We start from the raw sequence: 21,643 nt of genomic DNA on the forward strand, positions 1-21,643 counted from the left end.
TATGCAAGGCAAACTGCTCGATGCTGTCCCGCTCAGTTCTTTAACCGGCGTTGGCGCGGCGCAAAGCAGCAAGCTGGCCAAAATCGGTTTAGTGAACGTCCAGGATCTACTCCTGCATTTGCCGCTGCGCTACGAAGATCGTACCCATCTCTATCCCATCGCGGATCTACTGCCGGGCGTCTACGCCACGGTCGAAGGTGAAGTGCTCAACAGCAACGTGACCTTCGGCGGGCGTCGGATGATGACCTGCCAGATCAGCGACGGCAGCGGCATCCTGACCATGCGCTTCTTCAACTTCAACGCGGCGATGAAAAATAGCCTCTCCCCAGGGCGCCGCGTGCTGGCCTACGGCGAGGCGAAGCGCGGCAAGTACGGCGCGGAGATGATCCACCCCGAGTACCGCATTCAGGGCGATCTCAGCACCCCGGAGATGCAGGAGACCCTCACCCCGGTCTACCCGACCACCGAAGGCATCAAGCAGGGAACGCTGCGTAAGCTGACCGACCAGGCACTGGATCTGCTCGACACCTGCGCCATCACGGAGCTCCTGCCGCCTGAGCTGGCACAGGGGATGATGAGCCTGCCGGAGGCCCTGCGCACGCTGCATCGCCCGCCGCCGACCTTACAGCTGGCCGACTTAGAGCTTGGCCAGCATCCTGCCCAGCGTCGCCTGATCCTGGAAGAGCTGCTGGCGCACAACCTCAGCATGCTGGCACTACGCGCCGGGGCGCAGCGGTTCCACGCCCTGTCACTGAAGGCCAACGATACGTTAAAAAATCAGCTGCTGGCGGCGCTGCCGTTTAAGCCCACCGCTGCCCAGGCACGGGTTACGGCAGAGATCGAACACGATATGGCGCTGGATATTCCGATGATGCGCCTTGTGCAGGGCGACGTTGGCTCGGGCAAAACGCTGGTGGCCGCGCTGGCCGCGCTGCGCGCCATCGCCAACGGCAAGCAGGTGGGGCTGATGGCACCCACCGAGCTGCTGGCCGAGCAGCACGCCAACAACTTCCGCAGCTGGTTTGAGCCACTGGGTATTCAGGTAGGCTGGCTGGCGGGCAAGCAGAAGGGTAAGGCTCGTCTTGCGCAGCAGGAGGCGATTGCCAGCGGCCAGGTACAGATGGTGGTCGGTACGCACGCCATTTTCCAGGAGCAGGTACAGTTTAACGGCCTGGCGCTGGTGATCATTGATGAGCAGCACCGCTTTGGCGTCCACCAGCGGCTAGCGCTGCGGGAGAAGGGTCAGCAGCAGGGCTTCCATCCGCACCAGTTGATCATGACCGCTACCCCGATTCCCCGCACCCTGGCGATGACCGCCTATGCCGATCTCGACACCTCGGTGATCGACGAGCTGCCGCCGGGGCGTACTCCGGTCACCACCGTGGCAATTGCTGATACGCGGCGTGGCGAGATTATCGAGCGCGTGCGCCATGCCTGTACCAACGAAGGCCGCCAGGCCTACTGGGTCTGTACCCTGATTGAAGAGTCCGATCTGCTGGAGGCTCAGGCCGCCGAAGCCACGTGGGAGGAGCTGAAGCTGGCCCTGCCAGAGCTGAACGTTGGCCTGGTCCATGGCCGTATGAAGCCCGCCGAGAAGCAGGCGGTAATGCAGGCCTTCAAGCAGGGCGAGCTGCATCTGCTGGTGGCGACCACGGTAATTGAAGTAGGCGTAGATGTCCCCAACGCCAGCCTGATGATCATCGAGAACCCGGAGCGTCTGGGTCTTGCGCAACTCCATCAGCTGCGGGGCCGCGTTGGCCGTGGCGCGGTTGCCTCCCACTGCGTGCTGCTCTACAAATCCCCGCTCTCCAAAACAGCGCAAATGCGTTTGCAGGTGCTGCGCGACAGCAACGACGGCTTTGTGATTGCGCAAAAAGATCTGGAGATCCGCGGCCCCGGTGAGCTACTCGGAACCCGTCAGACCGGTAATGCCGAGTTTAAGGTTGCCGATCTGCTGCGTGACCGGGCAATGATCCCTGAAGTACAGCGCCTTGCCCGGCATATTCACGAACGCTACCCGGAGCAGGCCGCAGCGCTGATTGAGCGCTGGATGCCGGAAACCGAGCGTTATTCCAACGCCTGATAATGCCTCTCAGAAACACCTTGTAAAATTTATAAATGCAATCGTTTGCTTTTACGGGTCGCTCAGCTAAAATGCCCGCTTTTCCACCGTGGAATTGCCTGAGATGTCCGTTAACACCGTCGAGTCTGAAAATGCGCAACCGGTTGCGCAGCCACACAACAGCGAACTGATCTACCGTCTGGAAGACCGTCCGCCGCTGGCGCAAACCCTTTTTGCCGCCTGCCAGCACCTGCTGGCGATGTTTGTTGCGGTCATCACTCCGGCACTGCTGATCTGCCAGGCACTCGGCCTGCCCGCCCAGGATACGCAGCACATTATCAGCATGTCGCTGTTCGCCTCCGGCGTCGCCTCGATTATCCAGATTAAGGCCTGGGGTCCGGTGGGTTCAGGCCTGCTGTCGATTCAGGGCACCAGCTTTAACTTTGTTGCCCCGCTGATCATGGGCGGTACGGCGTTGAAAACCGGCGGCGCGGACGTCCCAACGATGATGGCGGCGCTGTTCGGCACCCTGATGCTGGCGAGCTGTACGGAAATGGTCATCTCCCGCGTACTGCACCTGGCTCGCCGGGTGATCACCCCGCTAGTCTCCGGCGTGGTGGTAATGATTATCGGCCTGTCGCTGATTCAGGTTGGCCTGACCTCCATCGGCGGCGGCTACGGCGCAATGGCGGATCACACCTTCGGCGCACCGAAAAACCTGCTGCTGGCAGGCGTGGTGCTGGCAGTGATTATCCTACTTAACCGCCAGCGTAATCCTTACCTGCGCGTGGCCTCGCTGGTGATCGCCATGGCGGTAGGCTACCTGCTGGCCTGGTGGATGGGCATGCTGCCGCAGAACAGCGCCCCGACCAGCAGCGACCTGATCATGATCCCGACCCCGCTCTACTACGGTCTGGGCATTGACTGGAGCCTGCTTCTGCCGCTGATGCTGGTATTTATGATCACCTCCCTCGAAACCATCGGCGACATCACTGCGACCTCCGACGTCTCTGAGCAGCCGGTCTCTGGTCCGCTCTATATGAAGCGCCTGAAGGGCGGCGTGCTGGCTAACGGCCTGAACTCCTTCGTTTCGGCGGTGTTCAACACCTTCCCGAACTCCTGCTTTGGCCAGAACAACGGCGTGATCCAGCTGACCGGCGTCGCCAGCCGCTACGTCGGTTTTATCGTGGCGCTGATGCTGATCGTGCTCGGCCTCTTCCCGGCGGTAAGCGGCTTCGTTCAGCACATTCCTGAGCCGGTGCTCGGCGGCGCTACCCTGGTGATGTTCGGCACTATTGCCGCCTCCGGGGTGCGTATCGTCTCCCGCGAGCCGCTGAACCGCCGTGCGATTATGATTATCGCCCTGTCGCTGGCCGTTGGTCTCGGCGTTTCCCAGCAGCCGCTGATCCTGCAGTTTGCGCCGGACTGGCTGAAAAACCTGCTCTCCTCCGGCATCGCCGCGGGCGGTATTACCGCTATCGTACTGAACCTTGTCTTCCCGCCTGAGAAGAACTAACGTCCCTCGCGGCAGCGGTATTCACCCGCTGCCGCCGTAACACTGTCTCACCATTCCTTCCTTGAGCATTGCGCACAAATCGTGCATAAACTCCTTGTATGCTCATTGGGAAGGAAGACCATGAAACTGATTGGAAAAATGCTGCTCTACATCGCGATCGCCCTGCTGCTGGCGATTGTGGCCTGCTATTTTCTGGTTCAGACGCGCTGGGGTGCAACGCAGGTTGGTAAATGGGTCAGTAGCAACACCGACTATCACCTCGCCTTTGACGCCGCCGATCACCGCTTCTCCTCTCCTTCCCATCTGCTGCTTACCAACGTCAAATTTGGCCGCAAAGACCAGCCCGCGACGCTGGAAGCGAAGCGCGTGGACATTGGCTTCAGCAGCCGTCAGTTCACCGATCCGCTGCACGCGGACACTATTTTGCTTCAGGATGGAACGCTCAACCTCTCGCCTGCCACCGCGCCGCTGCCACTCAAGGCCGATCGCCTGCTACTGAGCGATATGGCCTTCAACAGCCCGGCTACCGGCTGGGATCTTAGCGCCCAGCGGGTAACCGGCGGTATCACGCCCTGGGAACCGATAGCAGGCAACGTGATGGGCAGCAAAGCGCAGATCCAGTTCAGCGCTGGCTCGATGACGCTGAACGGTGTCCCCGTCAGCAACGTGCTGATTCAGGGCAGCATTGATAATAGCGACGTGACCCTGAGCACTATCGGCGCGGATATGGCGCGCGGATCGCTCACCGGCACGGCCCGCCGCACCGCCGACGGAGGCTGGATTGTCGATAGCCTGCGCCTGAACGACATTCGTTTGCAGAGCGATAAATCCCTGACCGAGTTCTTCGCCCCGCTGACTACCCTGCCCTCATTGCAAATAGGCCGCCTCGAAGTAACCGATGCCCGCCTGCAAGGGCCGGACTGGGCGGTGACCGATCTCGACCTCAGCGCCCGCAGCCTGACCCTGACAAAGGGCGATTGGCAGAGCGAGGATGGCCGACTCTCGATGAACGCCAGCGAGTTTATCTTTGGCTCGCTGCACCTCTTCGATCCGATTTTTAACGCCGAATTCTCTCCGCAGGGCATGGCGCTGCGCCAGTTTACCTCCCGCTGGGAGGGTGGCATGGTGCGTACCTCGGGCAACTGGCTGCGGGACGGTAAAGCGCTGGTGCTGGACGACACGGCGCTGGCGGGTCTGGAATATACCCTGCCGACTAACTGGAAACAGCTGTGGATGGAGCAGCTTCCCGGCTGGCTGAACAGCGTGACGCTGAAAAGGTTTAGCGCCAGCCGTAACCTGGTGATCGACATCGATCCTGCGTTTCCGTGGCAGATCACCGCTCTGGATGGCTATGGTGCGAACCTGCAGCTGGCGCGGGATCGCCAGTGGGGCGTGTGGGGCGGCAGCGCCAAGCTCAACGCCGCCGCCGCGACCTTTAACCGCGTCGACGTTCGTCGTCCGTCGCTGGCGCTGGCCGCCGACCGCAGTACGGTCAACATCAGCGAACTGAGCGCCTTCACCGGGCAGGGTCTGCTGGAAGGGACCGCGACCGTCTCGCAGGGACCAGAGCGGCAGGTAAACGTTAACCTCAACGGGCGCGGCATTCCGCTCGGCATATTGCAGCAGTGGGGCTGGCCTGCGCTGCCCCTCTCCGGCGGCGGTAATATCCAGCTCACCGCCACCGGCAGGGTCAACGCCGAGGCACCGCTGAAGCCAACCGTGAACGGCGAGCTGAAAGCGATCGACGTCATGAAGCAGCAGCTCACTCAGACGATGCGTAACGGCGAAATCGTGCAGTAAGCTTGCCGGGCCTACAGCTCGATAGTGAGCGTGCTCCCTTCGGCGCTCACTACCACACCCCACTCGCTGCCAGCGGATGTGCCGCCTTTCACGCCGCCGATCTTCTGCACGTTGCGCAGGCAAAGCGTCCAGCGCTGCGCCTCGCCGGAGCTCACTACGCGCAGCGTATTGCCCTCGCGCGTCGCCTTCAGGGTAAACACCACCGCGCCGTCGTCACCCGGCACCTCACAGATGGCCTCGTACCCTTCTTCAAGAGCAAAGAGCTGGAAGGCGGTTCCCTCATGCCACGCATAGTCAGGCCGCTGGTCGTTACTTCCCAACGCCAGCAGCGTGTTGTTGCGCACATAGACCGGCAGGCTCATAAAGTCGTGCTGCTGTCTGTACCAGCGGCTACCCTGTAGCTCATCGTTGCGCCACAGGTGCGTCCAGCGCCCTTCCGGCAGATAGAACTGCACGTCACCCGCCTCGGAGAAGACCGGCGCGACCAGCACGGCGTCGCCGAGCATATACTGACGGTCAAGGTAGTCGCAGGCGGGATCGTCCGGGAACTCCAGCATCATCGCCCGCAGCATCGGCGTACCCTGCTCACGAGCCAGCGCCGCCTGGCGGTAGAGATAGGGCATCATGCGGCACTTCAGTTGGGTAAAGTGGCGCACCACGTCGCAGGACTCTTCGTCATAGGCCCAGGGCACACGGTAGGATTTGCTGCCGTGCAGGCGGCTGTGGCTGGAGAGCAGCCCGAACGCGCACCACCGTTTATAGACATGTGCCGGAGCGGTATTCTCAAAGCCGCCAATGTCATGGCTCCAGAAACCAAACCCGGAGAGGCCAATAGACAGCCCGCCGCGCAGGCTCTCCGCCATCGACTCGTAGTTGGCGTAGCAGTCGCCACCCCAGTGCACCGGGAACTGCTGCGCACCGACTGAAGCAGACCGAGCAAACAGCACCGCCTCGCGCTCGCCCACCGTCTCTTTCAGCACGTTCCACACCAGCTCGTTGTAGATGTAGGCATAGTGGTTGTGCATCTTCTGCGGATCGGATCCGTCGAACCATTGAACATCAGTAGGGATGCGCTCGCCAAAGTCGGTCTTAAAGCAGTCAACGCCGATCGCCACCAGCTTCTTCAGCTCGTCGGCATACCAGCGGCAGGCTTCGGGATTGGTAAAGTCATATATGGCCAGCCCTGGCTGCCACTTGTCCCACTGCCAGAGCGAGCCGTCCGGGCGCTTGAGCAGGTAGCCCTTCTCTTTCAATTCCTTAAAGCGCGGCGACTTCTGGCCGATGTAGGGGTTGATCCAGACGCAGATTTTCAGCCCCTTCGCCTTCAGGCGGCGGATCATCCCCTCTGGATCCGGGAAGGTCACCGGGTCCCACTCAAAATCGCACCACTGGAAGGCTTTCATCCAGAAGCAGTCAAAATGGAAGACGTGCAGAGGCAGATTGCGTTCGGCCATGCCGTCGATAAAGCTGTTTACCGTGGCCTCGTCGTAGTTGGTAGTAAACGAGGTGGTGAGCCAGAGACCAAATGACCACGCGGGCGGCAGCGCCGGGCGACCTGTAAGCTGCGTGTAGCGGTTCAGGACATCCTTTGGCGTCGGGCCGTCGATTACGAAGTACTCAAGATGCTCGCCCTCAACGCTGAACTGCACCTTCGATACCTTCTCCGATCCCACCTCAAAGGAGACGCATTCGGGATGGTTCACCAGCACACCGTAGCCACGATTGGTGAGATAGAAGGGAATATTCTTGTACGCCTGCTCGGTGCTGGTGCCGCCGTCGCGGTTCCAGGTCTCCACCGTCTGGCCGTTGCGCACCAGGGCGGTAAAGCGCTCGCCCAGGCCATAGACCGCTTCCCCGACGCCGAGATCCAGCCGCTCGAACAGGTAGTTTTTCCCATGATGCGCATCCTGCACATAGCCGCTGTTCTTCAGCTGGCTGCCGGTGATCCGCACGCCGTTGCGCAGAAAATCCAGCGACCAGGTTTCGCCTTTGGTGACCCGCGCGGTGAGATTGCCAGAGGTCAGAGACGCGAACGCCTCGTCGTTTTGCAGCTCAACCTCTACGTCTGACTGTAGGTTCAGCGGGTAGTGCGGGCCGTTATCCAGCGCACCCTGGAAGTGCTCCATCCGTACGCCGATCACCCCCTCCTGCGGGGAGAAGAGGCGCAAGGTAAAGAGGGGCGTATCCAGCTGCCACGTCCGCTCGCGCACGTCACGCGGGGAGGCGTGGATCAGCAGCTCGCTGCCCTGCTGCTCCACGTCAAAGACCTGCACCGGAGAGATGACGTTAAGTCCGGGTTGAATAAGCCAGTTTCCATCACTGATTTTCATGCTCTGTTCCTTTTAATGCGTTAATTCTTTGCCGATCGATTCCTGGTCAAACGCCTGCTGGTTGCGGCGCGCGCCCACGGCGAGCTGCTGCATCATGGCGGTGAGGAATGGGGTCTTCAGGGTGTAGAAGCGTTTGGCAATAATGGCGCTCAGCAGATAGCAGACCGCCGGGACGAGGGTAAAGAGGGCAATAATGATGGTGATGGTGGTGCCGTTCTGCGCTTTTGCCGCCGCATCGTAGCCGCCGCCTGCTAGCGCCCAGCCGATCACCGCCCCGCCAAGAGCCAGGCCCAGCTTCAACACGAACAGCGTGCCGGCGAAGCTGATCCCGGTCAGGCGTTTGCCATTGCACCACTCGCCGTAGTCGACGGTGTCGGACATCATGACCCACTGGATCGGCGTCACGAGCTGGTGCAGGACGCCAATCACGAAGATAAACCCAAACATAAGCAGGCTGGCGCTCATCGGGACGAAGAACATCGCCACGCTCAGCACCGCCAGCGCCGCGTTGGTCCACCAGAAGACGCTGACCTTGCACTTCCAGTCGGTGAGCGGTTTCGCCAGCGCGCTGCCGATCAGGTTGCCGACGCAGTAGGTGGTGAGGAAGGCGACGAACACCTCCGGCTGGCCGAGGATCCAGGTGACGTAGTACATCATCGCCCCGCCGCGTACGCAGACCGCGAGGATGTTTAGCAGCGTCAGGAAGCCCACGATGCGCCACTGGTCGTTGTTCCAGATATCACGCAGGTCTTCCCGCATTGGCGTGGTGCTCGGCGGCACCTGAATACGCTCGCGGGTGGTAAAGAAGCAGAAGGCGAGCATCAGGAACGCCACCACTGAGAGCACCGCGATGCCGCCCTGGAAGCCCAGTGCTTTATTCTCGCCGCCGATGAGATGTACCAGCGGCATCATCAGCACCGTAGAGAGCATGCCGCCCGCCGTTGCCAACACGAAGCGCCAGGACTGGAGCGAGATACGCTGGCTCGGGTCATTGGTGATCACGCCGCCGAGGGCGCAGTAGGGGATATTAACTACGGTATAGAGCAGCGTTAGTAGCGTATAGGTCACGGCGGCGTAGATCAGCTTGCCGTTGTGGCTGAGGTCCGGCGTGGTGTAGGCCAACACGCAGACGACACCGAAGGGGATAGCGCCAAACAAGATCCACGGGCGGAACTTGCCCCAGCGGCTGCGGGTACGGTCAGCGATGAGGCCCATGCAGGGGTCGGAGATGGCGTCCAGCGCACGGGCCAACAGGAACATGGTGCCAACAAAGCCGGCAGGGATACCAAAGATGTCGGTGTAGAAAAACATCATGTACAGCATGACGTTATCAAAGATGATATGGCTGGCGGCATCGCCCATGCCGTAGCCAATCTTCTCCTTTACAGAAATAACCTGACTGTTCATTTTTCTTATCCTTCAGTAACAAAGCGTTCTGAGACCGGTTGACGTCGTTGTAAACCATCCCTCCTGGCGCGGGTATTCCGTTTTCTGGTTATCAAATTACGATTCTTGTTTTCTGTGATCGCGGTAGGCTAAACGGACGGATTTGATTGTAACTTGCGGAAACTATGGGGTTTTAACCGAAACGGCAGGTGGCAACGAAACGGGACAGTGAAAAAAGCGCTAATAGATGTGTGTAAAGGCGGGAAAGTAGCTATAATGCGCCCGCCTCCATGTAGCAATGCAGGCGCGGAAGATCGTCGTCTCCGGTGAGGCGGCTGGACTTCAAATCCAGTTGGGACCGCCAGCGGCCCCGGGCAGGTTCGACTCCTGTGATCTTCCGCCAGTTTGCTTCTTTTGAACTGCACTCTTCTAAGCAAAATCTCCTGCAATATCTGTATTTATTATCAATAACATTCTTCGAAAGTAGACCTTGCTGTTAGATCGGAAAATCTGTTACTCCTCGCCTGATATTCGAGCTCGAAACATTGTTTAATGCAATGAGCGATAAGTGCTATCGCAGCAGGGTTCATCCTAAATCTCTGGCATACTAAGCAGATTGATACGTGCTTAGAGAAGCTAACGTGGAGGGGCTATGGCGGATGAAAACTTAATGCAATCACCAGCAGGCGAATTTCTGATGTTCACCAGTGGCGATGGCAAAGTACGCATCGAGTGTCGTTTCGAAAGCGATACGCTGTGGCTCTCCCAGGCAATGATTTGCGAACTTTATGGTAAAGCTAAAGCAACCATCAGCGGACATATAAAGAACATCTTCGAAGATGGTGAACTTGATGGGAATTCAGTTGTTCGGTTTTACCGAACAACTGCCGCCGATGGAAAAAAATATCAAGTTCAGTATTTTAGCTTACCGCTTATTCTTGCCGTAGGTTATCGAGTACGCTCCATCAGAGGCACTCAGTTCCGCCAGTGGGCAACCCAAACGCTCCAGGAATATCTGATCAAAGGTTTTGTGATGGACGATGAGCGGTTGAAAAATCCGCCCGTTGGTTCATCCGTTGTACCTGACTACTTTGATGAGATGCTGGAACGCATCCGCGATATTCGTGCCAGCGAACGGCGGGTGTATCTGCGGGTGCGGGAGATCTTTGCGTTAGCCGCCGACTATCAGCCTTCCCTGAAGGAAACCACACAGTTTTTCCAAACCATCCAGAACAAGCTGCATTTCGCCTGCACTGGTCATACTGCCGCTGAACTCATCCACAAACGCGCTGACGCCAATAAACCGCATATGGGCTTAACCAATTACAAAGGCGATGAGGTACGTAAATGCGATGTAACGGTAGCTAAAAACTATCTTAACCAGGATGAGGTCAGTGAACTTAACCGCGTAGTTAACATGTGGCTGGATTTTGCCGAGGATCAGGCCCGTCGCCGTAAGCAGATCTTTATCCATGACTGGCAAGACAAGCTAGATCAGTTCCTGCAATTTAACGACCGAGATGTCTTACAAGGTACTGGTAAAATCAGCAAGAAACTGGCCGATGAAAAAGCGCAGGCAGAATATAGTCAATTTGTCGAACAACAACGGCGCTTAAAAGAAGCCGAAGGTGAGAAGGATATCGCTGCGTTGCTTCAGTGGGAAAAAGAGGCCAAAAAGTAGCTTTGGATGCCCCCGCCCCCCGCAAGCGAAACCATCTTGGGTTGCGTAGGGGGCATTTATAGAAAACGAAATATTTATTTTACATCAATGGGTTAAATATCAAATGCAACTACTGTGATCTTCCGCCAAAATTTTTCGCTTCCTTCTGACAAATTCAATACATCTTTTATCTTACTTAGATATGGTGAATCCCCTATCCGTAACACCTTTATCACTTTTTCTTGGCTCTATGATAAAGCATTTGCTCTATATTTTGGTTTACACATATGGCATTTTAAGTACAGACAAACCAAACAAAAAGCAGATAAACTTTATCACCATGGATTTCTTAATGATACGAAAGTAGGGATGAAGGGGTTTTTAAGATGAGTATACGAGAAGATATAATTGATGGTTCACTGGCATCAACAAGTCGTAGGGGACTAATTTATACAGAAGTTCTAGGGTGGGTGGATCTGGGCCATGCTCAAGGTTCAGACATTTTAAAGCTATGGAACCAGTTTCAAAAAGGCGAATCTCAAAGAAATGCGTACTACGATGTAACTTATTCTCAGTCAATGGCAGACAAGCATCGTGTTGTACGGATAGGAAAATTCATAAGATTTCGTGTAAAGAAAGGCCGCACATATCCTGAGCGCCAAAGTATTGCGCTTACGACGATGATGACGTTAGCCAAACAATTTGAAAGCTGTCAAGGTTCATTCCCTAACAACCTAATAACTGATAGCGGATTTAGTGGTGAAGATCTTGTTTCTGATTTGCTCGGGTTTTATCGCATTATGTCGTGTATAAATCCTTTCCCAATGCTACGCCCAGTTAGTAAAGAGGAGGCTCTCAAGCGATGGGACTATTACGGAAAAATAGGATCATGGAAAAATGAAACTTTCCAGCCTCTTCTGTTCCCTGATCCTGAGCACTTTTCTAATGCCAAACCGCACAAAGGGTCTTTGCCTAGTTTTATGCAAACCATTCGCCCTTTTACTGACTGGAAATCAGGAAATGTTGGTGTCTCATCACGCGATGGAAGCTTTATACAGTTTGGAAAGGGGGCACCAATAATATGAAAACATCTAACAAGATTTTACTCACAGCGCTGATCGCTATCGTTGTAGGTTTAGTTTACGTGTGGCCCTACGTTAAAATGGATTTTGCTGAAAGCGCTAGCTATACAGAGCAGGATAAAAGAGCATACGAATTTTTCACTCCTGATCTTTTAAAAGAATTACCACGTGTATCTGAAACATATCAGTTCGGCTACTCTAATGTTTCCGGGCCAGACCTGCTTATTTATGATATAAAGTTTTCCGGTACATCAGATACCAGCAGGATTGATACTTATCTTGCAGAAAATGGATATACACGTCTTGGCGTCTGTGATATAGAGGGTGAATGTTGGCAGGGGAAAGATCCGAAAATAACAGTATCAGTCGGTATCGTGCCGAAGCCGGAAACAATTGTTGTATCGGTGGTAGAGAAGCCATAAAGAGATGTATGGACAGATATAAATAGCTATTATCGTAACCCGCCAGTAACTTACTGGCGTTGTTTGTCGACGCGGTTAATTTCCTGGCGGAGTATTTTAAACCTTCTACTAATCATTTTAAAAATTATTTACCCTCTGTACCAAGACCATTTTTTCGCTGTTAAGCATACTTACAGAAACGGTTTCCTGCTTGTCAGAACCTCGCCAGCATGAGGCGTCTATATCACATGCCTTCTGCTTTTTATAACCGATGGATTCCAGATATGAATCAATTTTACTGACATCACTGGCACCATAGAATTTTACTGCATGTACATGTTTAGCTGGCCCAGTAATATTAGCAAAATCAAACTCATAGCTACCAGAAATGCGCGGCATCTTTTTCAGTATTTCTGGCGTATAAAAAAGATAGTCTCACGCATTCTGTTCGGTATACGTTGCATTCCCAGCAAACTCCATCTTAATATATGGCGTGACATATATCAGTACGCCGCCAACCAACACAACGGCAAGATTCATAATCTTCAATTTCTTATGCATGCGGCAGCGTACCTCCTTTCACGTTATATCTCTTACGTACACGCTCACCGAAACATCCGCTCCCCAATCTTCTGAATCACCCCGTCGCTCACCTTCATCTCGGCATCCGTCTGGGTGATGTAGATCGCCATATAGACAGGCTTTTCCCCCGTGGGATAGACAGCAGCGATAATAGCCCTTGAGCCGTAGCCGCCTGCGCCGGTCTTATCCGCGATGAACCAGCCTTTGGGCAGAGCAGCGCGCAGCAGGTTGTCGGCCACCTTGTCCTCCCGCATCCAGCTCTCCAGCATCGCCTGATGCGGCTTGGTTAGGAGCGGCGTCGCCAGCAGCGTATGCAGCCCAGATGCCATACGTTCCGGCGTAGAGGTGTCGCGCTCATCTCCTGGCGTAGCCTCGTTGAGCGTCGGCTCGGTGCGATCCAGCCGGGTAACGGTATCGCCACTCTCACGCATAAAGCGCGTTACCGCCGCAGGGCCGCCAAGGTAAGTCAGAATGCTGTTGCCCGCCGTATTATCGCTATAGCTCACCGCCGCCGAACACAGGGTTTGCAGCGTAATGGTCGCCGGAGCAACGTAGTTTTTGGTGATCGGAGAGTAGCTCAACAGTTCGTCAGGCTTGATGGTGACCGTCTGATCCAGCAAGCCAGCGGTTTTATGCAGACGATCGAGCAGCGCGGCACAGGCGAGGACTTTAAAAGTGCTGGTTAAAGGGAAACGTTCATTCTGGCGATAGCCAAAGATCGGTTGGCCGTCGGCGTTGACGATGGACATGCCAATCTTACCCGGCAGGCGTGTCTCCTCCTGCTCTAGAAAGGCCTGTAGCCCCTCAGTGTTGATTGCCTGAGCCGACTGGCACAGCGCGAAAAGAAGAAACAGTACCCCGCCGATAGTGCGCTTCACATCAGAATTCCTTACCGTCACTTGTCATGTCATGACATTAGCATGATGGAGGCTACTAAAGGAGGGAATATCAAAAGCGCTCTTTAGTAACCGTGGCGTCATAAAGTCTCTCTTGTCATTGAATTTCAAGAGCATAACGGCAAACCCTATTATATTTTTACAGCGTTCCCAGATATATGAGGTAAAAAGTGCAAAACTTCCATTTTCTTGACCAGCTCATTTTTGGTTACTTCAACCAGGATGCCGATATTATCAATGATGGTGAGGACACGATTGAAGGAATAGTAAGATTATTCAAGAAATCATCTCCGGGCTGGATGCTAAAAGATCTCATAGAAGAGATAGATGATTTTATATCCGCTTATGGCGATGACGTCGAAGGGGAGTTCAAGAATAGATACGATTTTGATTTTTCTCCCGACCTTTGGGAAACCACTGCTTATCAATTCCTGATGACAGTTCGTCAGATCTGCTCGGAACAATAGATTTATATAAATAGCGGTTGAACGAATATGGTTAACCGTTATCTGACATCCTTGTCAGAATAGCGAGACTTTACTTAGCAATGGCAGTTTGACGGAAAGTCTTTCTCGATAATTATCAAAAGTCAAATTACTTGTCAGCGGCCTACACGGGCCTGATGCGCGGCGGAGTAGCGATCGCCGACTATTTTAACCGTCTCAAGCACCTGGTTAATTTTCTGCAAATCGTTCTGAGAAAGAACAATCTCTGCTGCGTCCAGATTCTCTTCCAGACGATGTAGTTTGGTGGTGCCGGGAATCGGTGCAATCCACGGCTTTTGGGCCAGCAGCCACGCCAGGGCAATCTGCGCAGGTGTGACGCTCTTCTCTGCAGCCAGCACGGTCAGCAGATCGACCAGTTTTTCATTAGCCGCCAGCGCCTCGGCAGCGAAACGCGGCACGCTGCGACGGAAATCATCTTCACCAAAGGTGGTATTCGCTTTAATCGCCCCCGTTAAGAACCCTTTGCCCAACGGGCTGAACGGCACAAAGCCAATGCCTAACTCCTCCAGCAGCGGCAAAATCTCTTGCTCTGGCTCGCGCCACCACAGGGAGTATTCGCTTTGCAGCGCGGTAACTGGCTGCACCGCATGGGCACGGCGAATGGTCTGGGCACCCGCTTCGGACAGGCCAAAGTGTTTAACCTTACCCTCGGCAATCAGGTCTTTTACCGTTCCGGCAACGTCTTCGATAGGCACGTCAGGATCAACACGATGCTGGTAGAGTAGATCGATAACGTCAGTTTTAAGCCTGCGCAGCGAACCCTCTACCGCCTCACGAATATGCTCCGGACGGCTGTTTAAAATCTGCTGCTTATTGTCATCACCAAAGGTAAAGCCAAACTTGGTGGCGATAACAACCCGATCGCGAAACGGTTTTAACGCTTCCCCAACTACCTCTTCGTTCACATACGGGCCGTAGACCTCAGCGGTATCGAAAAAGGTTACGCCTCGCTCAACGGCAGCGCGGATCAGCTCTATCGCCTGGCGGGGATCGGTTGCCGGGCCGTATCCGTGACTCAAGCCCATACAGCCCAGACCCAGGGCCGACACTTCAAGCCCAGATTGACCAAGATAACGTTTTTGCATTACGTCGTACCTTTTCGGTTTTATGGTTAAACACTTGCTTAGGGATCGTACAAGGAGAGATGTTTTTGGGCTAATTAGCTGAGGTTATTAATCCTGCGCCTGCTCCAGCGCTTTTTCCGCACGTGCGGCCGCATCGGCATCGCCGTTGCTACGCAGGCCCTGAGCAAGCTGACGCAGCTGTCCGACGCTCAGCCCTACCCGCAAGCTGGCTTTCACGTGGGCGAGCAGCTGAGACTCTACGCCCGGCATAGCCGCTAAGGCGCCGACGGTCGCCAGCTCGCGGCTCTGCCAGTCGAGGTTGTCGCGGGCAAAGATATCGCCGAAGAGGTGGGTTTGCAGGAACTGGTTGATGACCGGAGCGAAATCAAACAGCGGCCCCTGTACCGGCGCGCCGGAGATAGTGGTCTGGTTGGCCGTTCCGACGCGCTGAAGCTCATCGCCAACGGGAACGGGGGCGACAGGCTCTTTACCTTGCTCGTCGGTAACGCTGCGCGCTTTGCGGGCCTCAACAACCTTCATGAGCTCACCCAGCGCATTGAGGCTGCGGGGAAAACCAGTATAGGCATAGAGCTGAACGAGGATCTCTTTGGTCTCGTTTATCGTCAGGCCAGCATCCAGTCCATGGTTAAGGGCGGCGTTGAGCTTCTCCATATTGCCGACCGCCATGGATGCCGCAATGAGAGGGATAGCCTGCTGGCGGGCAGTGAGCGTATCGGTGATGGTATGTTGCTGCTGCATGTCTGATACTCCTGAAACTAGCTTTAGCTATTCGTCTGAACGTCATATCATCAATTGATATTATCGGATTCAGGGTATTTAAAAATGGCGTAAAAGAGCATGACCTTATGAAGTGGGCTCATGAGTCTTACCTGTTTCATATGCCGGGTGGCCGCTGAGCCTTACCCGGCCTACCTATCGCCTACCTCTAAAGTGTGACTCCGATCACACACCAAAACTCCCCTGGCACGACTTGCCACCTAAATTGAGTTAGATCACAAAAAATAGTGAAACAACGGTTCATCATGCCCTCGAAGTGTGAGCAAGATAACAAATACAAGCCCAGGGCCGGGCGACGATAACTCTCCGACGCGCTATATAGCGTCGCGTTTCCTCTCTATCTCTATTCGATTCTTTGCCTGCTGCCTTGCAGCGGTCAGCCAGTCTATTGCATTAAAAAAGAGGTATGTATGCGCAAAACAGGTCATATGCGCTGGTTTATGGTTTCGCTGGTGACGCTCGGTACCGTTCTTTGCTATTTAACCAGAAACACCATTTCGGCAGCGGCACCCACGCTACAAAGCGATCTGCACATCACTACGCAGCAATACTCCTGGATTATTGCTACCTTCTCCGCCTGCTATACCATCGCTCAGCCAATCGCGGGGTATATCCTGGATTCGCTCGGCACCAAAATGGGCTATACCATTTTCGGCCTGCTGTGGGGCGTGTTCTGCATCGGTGCGTCGTTCTCTACCAGCTGGACGGGACTGGCATTCTTCCGTGGCCTCGGCGGCTTTGCCGAAAGCGCGATGATTCCTGCCGGGCTGAAAGCGGTGACCGAATGGTTCCCGGATCGCGAGCGCTCCGTGGCGGTAGGCTACTTTAACGTTGGATCCTCTATCGGCGCGGTGATTGCGCCCCCGCTGGTGGCCTGGGCGATCTTTATGCGCGACTGGCGGCTGGCCTTTATTATCGTCGGCGTCTCCAGCGTGCTGTGGGCTGCGGGCTGGTACTTCACCTATAACCGTCCGGCAAAGGCCAAATCCCTCTCCAAAGAGGAGTATCTCTACATCACCGGCGGCCAGCCGGAGAAGGAGCATGTGGAGAAGGTGCGCATTGGTCACCTGCTGAAACAGCGTAAGTTCTGGGGCATCGCATTGCCGCGCTTTTTAGCCGAACCTGCCTGGGGGACCTTCAACGCCTGGATCCCGCTGTTTATGGTGCATACCTACGGCTTTAGCCTGAAAGATATCGCCATGTTTGCCTGGATCCCAATGCTGTTTGCTGACGTAGGCTGCATCGTGGGCGGCTATCTGCCGGGAATGTTCCAGAAACTGTTTGGCGTTAACATTATCGTCTCCCGCAAGCTGGTGGTGACCATGGGCGCAGCGCTGATGATCCTGCCCGGCATGGTAGGGCTGTTCGGCAGTCCGATGGTGGCGATTGGTCTGCTGTGCGTCGGCGGGTTTGCCCATCAGTCGCTCTCCGGGGCGCTGATCACTCTCTCTTCCGATATGTTTGATTCCGGCGAAGTGGCGACCGCCAACGGCTTTACCGGCATGGCAGCCTGGACGGCAAGCACCCTGTTTGCGCTGGTGGTAGGCGCGCTGGCCGATACCGTCGGCTTTAGCCCGCTGTTTGCCGTGCTCTCCGGCTTCGACGTAGTCGGCGCCATCCTGCTGTGGATGCTGCTTAAAACCCCTGCTCAAACCCTGATCCCGCAAGAGACGTTCTAACTAAAAATACGCCACCGGCAACCGCAGGTGGCGTTTTCAGCAAATCCTCCCTTGCCTGGCGAACCCCCACAACCCTAGCTACCTTTAAACGACAATAACGAAGGCGCTTCCTGCGGGAAAAGACGCCTTCACTCTGCTGCGGTGCGGTTTGCCGACGGCGATTGGCAAGGTTGAGGAAGCAAAATGAGCGAACCCCTGTGTACCCTGTTTTACGACGGGAGGCCGGTTACTGGCCCGTCGAACGTCCCGCTAATCGATTTTCTAACCGCGGGAGGCCTGAAGCTGCCCCATGTCTGCTACCACCCCTCCCTTGAACCCATGCAAACCTGCGATGTCTGCTGGGTAGAATACAATGGCGAGCTGGTGCGCGGCTGTACGCTTAAAAGCGCCGAAGGCATGCAGATAGCCAGCCGCACGCCGCTTGCCGAGGCGGCGCAGCATGAAGGGATGGACCGCCTGCTGGCGAAGCATGAGCTCTACTGCACCGTCTGCGAGCACAACACCGGCGACTGCACGCTGCACAACACCATGGCGGATATGCATATCCCCATTCAGCGCTATGAATACCAGCGTAAGCCCTACGTAAAAGACCACTCCAACCCGTTCTACACCTACGACCCCGATCAGTGCATTCTCTGCGGTCGCTGCGTGGAGGCGTGTCAGAACGTGGAAGTGAATGAAACGCTAAGCATCGACTACACCATGGAACACCCGCGCGTGCTCTGGGACGGCGGCGAAACCATCGCCGGATCGAGCTGCGTCAGCTGCGGCCACTGTGTCACCGTCTGCCCCTGTAACGCACTGCTTGAGAAAACCATGCAGCCGGACGCCGGGCCGTTTACCAGCATGAAGCAGTCGCTTAAGCGCCCCATGATCGATCTGGTGAAGGCGGTAGAAAACACCACCGGCGCGGAAATCGTCACCGGTATTTCGGTGATGGACATGCACTGGCGTCAGCCGGAGATCAAACGCACCAAAACCGTCTGCACCTACTGCGGCGTCGGCTGCAGCTTTGAGATCTGGACGCGCGACCGTCACGTGCTGAAAGTGCAGCCGATGGCCGACGCGCCCGCCAACGGCATATCTACCTGCGTGAAAGGCAAATTCGCCTGGGATTTTATTAACGATAAAGAGCGTCTCACCACGCCGCTTATTCGTGAAAATGGCCGCTTTCGCAAGGCGAGCTGGGACGAAGCGCTGGAGCTGGTGGCCCGCCGCCTGCTGCACATTCGCGACCAGCATGGCCCGCAGAGCATCGGCTTTATCGGCTCCAGCAAAGGCAGCAACGAAGAGGCCTACCTGACGCAGAAGATCGCCCGCCTGATTATCGGCACCAACAGCGTGGACAACTCCTCTCGCTACTGCCAGAACCCCGCGACTCAGGGTTTATTCCGCACCGTAGGCTACGGCGGCGACGCGGGCACGATAGAGGATTTGCAGAAGGCGGATCTGGTGATCATCGTCGGCAGTAACACCGCTGAAAACCACCCAGTTATCGCAGCAAAACTCAAAGCAGCGAAAAAGCACCACGGTCAGAAACTGCTGGTCGTCGACCCACGCCGTCACGAGATGGCCGAGCGCGCCGACCTGCACCTACGTGCCCGTTCCGGCACTGACATGGTATGGGCCTCGGCGATGGCCCGTTATATGTTTGATAACGGCTATGCCGACCAGGCGTTTCTGGACGAGCGGGTCAACCAGGTGGAGGAGTATCGTCAGTCGCTGGCACCGTTTACGCTGGAGTTCGCGGCAGACATCACCGGGCTTTCCGTTGAGGAACTCACCGCTGCCGCCGAGCTTATCGGCAAGGCAAGCGCGGTCTGCATCGTCTGGGCAATGGGCATCACCCAGCACAGCCACGGTGCCGATGCCAGCACCGCGCTCTCTAACCTGCTGCTGGTGACCGGCAACTATGGCCGTCCCGGCACCGGTGGCTACCCGATGCGCGGCCACAACAACGTGCAGGGGGCGAGCGACTTTGGCTGCCTGAAAGATTACTACCCCGGCTACGAATCGGTAACCGATGAAAGCGTGCGCGAAAAGTGGGCACGCGCATGGGGCGTTGAGCCAGAGCGGCTGTCGCTGGAGGCGGGCTCGGATAACTTCGAGATGGTTCAACACGCGCGCACGAAACAAATTCGCGCCATGTATGTAATTGGCGAAGAGACCTCCTTTGCCGACGCCGACACCACCAGCGTTCACGAGGGCTTTACCAATCTCGATTTTCTGGTAGTGCAGGATCTCTTCTTCAGCCGTACGGCGCAGTTCGCTGACGTGGTGCTGCCAGCCTGCCCAAGCGTGGAAAAAGAGGGCACTTACGTTAACACCGAGCGGCGCATTCAGCGCTTTTACGAGGCGATGAAGCCTCTTGGCGACAGCCGACCGGACTGGCGCATTCTCACCGAGCTTGCCGCCCGCATGGGGCACGACTGGGGCTATACGCACCCGTCGCAGATTATGGCCGAAGCGGCGCGCATCGCCACCCTTTTCGCGGGCGTTAGCTATGAGCGGCTGGAGGGATGGAACTCGCAGCTCTGGCCGGTGAAGCCCGACGGCGAGAGCACGCCGCTGCTGTATACCGACGGTTTTAAATTCCCCGACAAGCGCGCCGTGCTTTACCCGCTTGAGTGGCAGCCGCCGCAGGAAGAACCCGATGCGCAGTACGACCTGACGCTCAACAACGGTCGCATGCTGGAGCATTTCCAGGCGACCAACCAGAGCGGGCGCGGTGGGCGCACGACATCGCTGTCACCGGACTGGTTTGTGGAAATTAGCCCTGAGCTTGCCGCCGAGCGCGGCCTTGCAGAGGGTGACTGGGTGCAACTCACCTCACGGCGCGGCTCGCTGGAGGTACCGGTGGTCGTCACCGACCGCGTGGCGGGTAGCACGCTGTTTATCTCTATTCACCAGGGCAAGCCGGGCATTAACCTGCTGACGGGCGAACATCACGACCCGGACGTCAACACACCGGCCTATAAAGAGATCGCTATCCGGCTGAAGAAGCTTTCACGCGAGCCACACCCTTCCCCGCTCCCGCGGCACAACTTCCGCTACGGCAACCGCACGCCGATACCGCACGTGCAGGTTGAGGAGAAATGGCAGCGCGACGACTATCGCCTTCCGCCCGAACAGGCCCCGAATCCGGAGAAATTTTAATGGCTAAAGCGATTGATTATCAGGTGGAGCCGCCAGTCATCGGCCCCACCGCCGAGGAAGAACTTCAGCGTCTGCTGCAGACGCTGCATGAGCATGGCGTGCTGCGCCTCGCCAACGACATGGTGGCCAGCAACAACGACTGGCTTAAGGTGATTGTCGACGGCCTGAGCCGTAAAGGCTCGCTGAACGTCATTCAAAATATCTCCGTGCTGCTGATGGCGCTCTCTACCATCCCGCCGGAGCGCATGTACAAGCTCGCCTTCGGCCTGCGTGATTTTATGGCCGAACTGAGCCGCGAAGAAGAGCAGCCGCAAAGCGAGAATGGCAGCGCGCCGGGCGCACGCGGCGCCTGGAAAATGCTGCATGACGACGAGCTTTGGCACTCTCTCATGCCACTGCTTAACGGCATGAAGGCCTTTTCGCGCCGTATGGAGGAGAAGGTGGACAAACCCATCTCCTCGTTTAGCGGCAAACCCAGCGACGCTTAAGTTTCCGTGGAGGATGCATGTTAGGCCAGGAGACGGCTTTGTGGCTGGCGCGCAGCCAGTTCGCCTTTACCATCGGCTTTCACATTGTGCTGGCGGCCTTCACCATCGGCCTCGCCCAGTGGTTAATGCTGCTGGAGGGGCTGTGGCTGTGGCGTAAGCAGCAGGTTTATCGCGATCTCTATAAGTACTGGAGCAAGGTATTCGCGCTGAACGTCGCGGTGGGCGTGGTGACCGGAG

At 56.3% G+C, this 21,643-nt stretch carries 17 protein-coding genes and 1 tRNA gene; 12 read left to right on the forward strand and 6 right to left on the reverse strand.

The features are described 5' to 3' along the window. Position 1 precedes the first annotated feature (1 nt). The 3 genes from recG to EV102420_RS15455 all read left to right on the forward strand — a co-directional run bounded on the left by recG (position 2) and on the right by EV102420_RS15455 (position 5,378). Positions 2 to 2,083, forward strand: a complete 2,082-nt coding sequence (gene recG / locus EV102420_RS15445) for an ATP-dependent DNA helicase RecG (RefSeq protein WP_042393377.1) — start codon at positions 2 to 4, stop codon at positions 2,081 to 2,083. A gap of 103 nt (positions 2,084 to 2,186) precedes the next feature. After that, positions 2,187 to 3,578, forward strand: a complete 1,392-nt coding sequence (gene xanP, locus EV102420_RS15450; protein WP_042393379.1) for a xanthine/proton symporter XanP — start codon at positions 2,187 to 2,189, stop codon at positions 3,576 to 3,578. A gap of 120 nt (positions 3,579 to 3,698) precedes the next feature. Next, positions 3,699 to 5,378, forward strand: a complete 1,680-nt coding sequence (locus EV102420_RS15455; protein WP_042393381.1) for an AsmA family protein — start codon at positions 3,699 to 3,701, stop codon at positions 5,376 to 5,378. 11 nt (positions 5,379 to 5,389) lie between these two features. Here the strand turns inward: EV102420_RS15455 and yicI are convergent, their stop codons facing one another. After that, positions 5,390 to 7,708 carry an alpha-xylosidase gene (gene yicI, locus EV102420_RS15460; protein ID WP_042393383.1) on the reverse strand — a complete coding sequence of 773 codons (2,319 nt, stop codon included), beginning with the start codon at positions 7,706 to 7,708 and terminating at the stop codon, positions 5,390 to 5,392. Positions 7,709 to 7,720: 12 nt separating this feature from the next. Further along, a complete protein-coding gene (locus EV102420_RS15465; protein WP_042393385.1) occupies positions 7,721 to 9,115 on the reverse strand; it encodes a glycoside-pentoside-hexuronide family transporter in 1,395 nt (464 codons plus the stop codon). 287 nt (positions 9,116 to 9,402) lie between these two features. On the opposite strand from EV102420_RS15465, the gene EV102420_RS15470 reads away from it, so the two are divergent. The 4 genes from EV102420_RS15470 to EV102420_RS15485 all read left to right on the forward strand — a co-directional run bounded on the left by EV102420_RS15470 (position 9,403) and on the right by EV102420_RS15485 (position 12,258). After that, a tRNA-Sec gene (locus EV102420_RS15470) sits at positions 9,403 to 9,497 on the forward strand. A gap of 249 nt (positions 9,498 to 9,746) precedes the next feature. Continuing rightward, the gene (locus tag EV102420_RS15475) at positions 9,747 to 10,775 is read left to right on the forward strand and encodes a virulence RhuM family protein (RefSeq protein ID WP_147282679.1); all 1,029 of its coding nucleotides are present in this window, start codon (positions 9,747 to 9,749) and stop codon (positions 10,773 to 10,775) included. A gap of 365 nt (positions 10,776 to 11,140) precedes the next feature. Next, positions 11,141 to 11,839, forward strand: coding sequence for a hypothetical protein (locus EV102420_RS15480; protein WP_042393387.1), 699 nt, complete (start codon positions 11,141 to 11,143; stop codon positions 11,837 to 11,839). Further along, positions 11,836 to 12,258 carry a hypothetical protein gene (locus EV102420_RS15485; RefSeq protein WP_042393389.1) on the forward strand — a complete coding sequence of 141 codons (423 nt, stop codon included), beginning with the start codon at positions 11,836 to 11,838 and terminating at the stop codon, positions 12,256 to 12,258. Before EV102420_RS15480 ends, EV102420_RS15485 begins: the two co-directional genes overlap by 4 nt. A gap of 117 nt (positions 12,259 to 12,375) precedes the next feature. Here the strand turns inward: EV102420_RS15485 and EV102420_RS22815 are convergent, their stop codons facing one another. Both EV102420_RS22815 and bla read right to left on the reverse strand, forming a co-directional pair. Further along, a complete protein-coding gene (locus tag EV102420_RS22815; protein WP_306302609.1) occupies positions 12,376 to 12,636 on the reverse strand; it encodes a hypothetical protein in 261 nt (86 codons plus the stop codon). A 206-nt stretch (positions 12,637 to 12,842) separates the two neighbouring features. Continuing rightward, positions 12,843 to 13,697 (reverse strand): class A beta-lactamase, encoded by an 855-nt coding sequence (gene bla / locus EV102420_RS15495; RefSeq protein WP_042393391.1) that lies wholly within the window; start codon positions 13,695 to 13,697, stop codon positions 12,843 to 12,845. A gap of 188 nt (positions 13,698 to 13,885) precedes the next feature. On the opposite strand from bla, the gene EV102420_RS15500 reads away from it, so the two are divergent. Continuing rightward, on the forward strand, positions 13,886 to 14,182 hold the full coding sequence (locus tag EV102420_RS15500; RefSeq protein ID WP_042393393.1) for a contact-dependent growth inhibition system immunity protein: 297 nt from the start codon (positions 13,886 to 13,888) through the stop codon (positions 14,180 to 14,182). Positions 14,183 to 14,316: 134 nt separating this feature from the next. On the opposite strand, the gene EV102420_RS15505 is transcribed toward EV102420_RS15500, so the two are convergent. Beyond that, entirely contained in the window at positions 14,317 to 15,306 is a 990-nt protein-coding gene (locus EV102420_RS15505; RefSeq protein WP_042393395.1) for an aldo/keto reductase, read from the reverse strand. Positions 15,307 to 15,393: 87 nt separating this feature from the next. Next, positions 15,394 to 16,044 carry a carboxymuconolactone decarboxylase family protein gene (locus EV102420_RS15510; protein WP_042393397.1) on the reverse strand — a complete coding sequence of 217 codons (651 nt, stop codon included), beginning with the start codon at positions 16,042 to 16,044 and terminating at the stop codon, positions 15,394 to 15,396. A gap of 449 nt (positions 16,045 to 16,493) precedes the next feature. Between EV102420_RS15510 and EV102420_RS15515 the strand changes: the two genes are divergently transcribed. From EV102420_RS15515 to EV102420_RS15530, 4 genes are all read left to right on the forward strand, one after another. Then, positions 16,494 to 17,762, forward strand: coding sequence for an MFS transporter (locus EV102420_RS15515; protein ID WP_042393399.1), 1,269 nt, complete (start codon positions 16,494 to 16,496; stop codon positions 17,760 to 17,762). 183 nt (positions 17,763 to 17,945) lie between these two features. Further along, positions 17,946 to 20,918 carry a formate dehydrogenase subunit alpha gene (gene fdhF, locus EV102420_RS15520; RefSeq protein ID WP_042393401.1) on the forward strand — a complete coding sequence of 991 codons (2,973 nt, stop codon included), beginning with the start codon at positions 17,946 to 17,948 and terminating at the stop codon, positions 20,916 to 20,918. Beyond that, entirely contained in the window at positions 20,918 to 21,406 is a 489-nt protein-coding gene (locus tag EV102420_RS15525; protein WP_042393403.1) for a helical membrane plugin domain-containing protein, read from the forward strand. The genes fdhF and EV102420_RS15525 overlap by 1 nt, the downstream gene beginning before the upstream one ends. A 17-nt stretch (positions 21,407 to 21,423) precedes the next feature. Then, on the forward strand, positions 21,424 to 21,643 hold a 220-nt coding region (locus EV102420_RS15530; RefSeq protein WP_154058831.1), incomplete at its 3' end, for a cytochrome ubiquinol oxidase subunit I.

The sequence above is a fragment of the Pseudescherichia vulneris NBRC 102420 genome (assembly GCF_000759795.1).
Lineage (GTDB): Bacteria > Pseudomonadota > Gammaproteobacteria > Enterobacterales > Enterobacteriaceae > Pseudescherichia > Pseudescherichia vulneris.

Coding starts and splice junctions, on each gene's coding strand:
- recG (WP_042393377.1), top strand. CDS start 2: ATGCAAGGCAAACTGCTCGATGCTGTCCCGCTCAGTTCTTTAACCGGC.
- xanP (WP_042393379.1), top strand. CDS start 2,187: ATGTCCGTTAACACCGTCGAGTCTGAAAATGCGCAACCGGTTGCGCAG.
- EV102420_RS15455 (WP_042393381.1), top strand. CDS start 3,699: ATGAAACTGATTGGAAAAATGCTGCTCTACATCGCGATCGCCCTGCTG.
- yicI (WP_042393383.1), bottom strand. CDS start 7,708: ATGAAAATCAGTGATGGAAACTGGCTTATTCAACCCGGACTTAACGTC.
- EV102420_RS15465 (WP_042393385.1), bottom strand. CDS start 9,115: ATGAACAGTCAGGTTATTTCTGTAAAGGAGAAGATTGGCTACGGCATG.
- EV102420_RS15475 (WP_147282679.1), top strand. CDS start 9,747: ATGGCGGATGAAAACTTAATGCAATCACCAGCAGGCGAATTTCTGATG.
- EV102420_RS15480 (WP_042393387.1), top strand. CDS start 11,141: ATGAGTATACGAGAAGATATAATTGATGGTTCACTGGCATCAACAAGT.
- EV102420_RS15485 (WP_042393389.1), top strand. CDS start 11,836: ATGAAAACATCTAACAAGATTTTACTCACAGCGCTGATCGCTATCGTT.
- EV102420_RS22815 (WP_306302609.1), bottom strand. CDS start 12,636: ATGCCGCGCATTTCTGGTAGCTATGAGTTTGATTTTGCTAATATTACT.
- EV102420_RS15505 (WP_042393395.1), bottom strand. CDS start 15,306: ATGCAAAAACGTTATCTTGGTCAATCTGGGCTTGAAGTGTCGGCCCTG.
- EV102420_RS15510 (WP_042393397.1), bottom strand. CDS start 16,044: ATGCAGCAGCAACATACCATCACCGATACGCTCACTGCCCGCCAGCAG.
- EV102420_RS15515 (WP_042393399.1), top strand. CDS start 16,494: ATGCGCAAAACAGGTCATATGCGCTGGTTTATGGTTTCGCTGGTGACG.
- fdhF (WP_042393401.1), top strand. CDS start 17,946: ATGAGCGAACCCCTGTGTACCCTGTTTTACGACGGGAGGCCGGTTACT.
- EV102420_RS15525 (WP_042393403.1), top strand. CDS start 20,918: ATGGCTAAAGCGATTGATTATCAGGTGGAGCCGCCAGTCATCGGCCCC.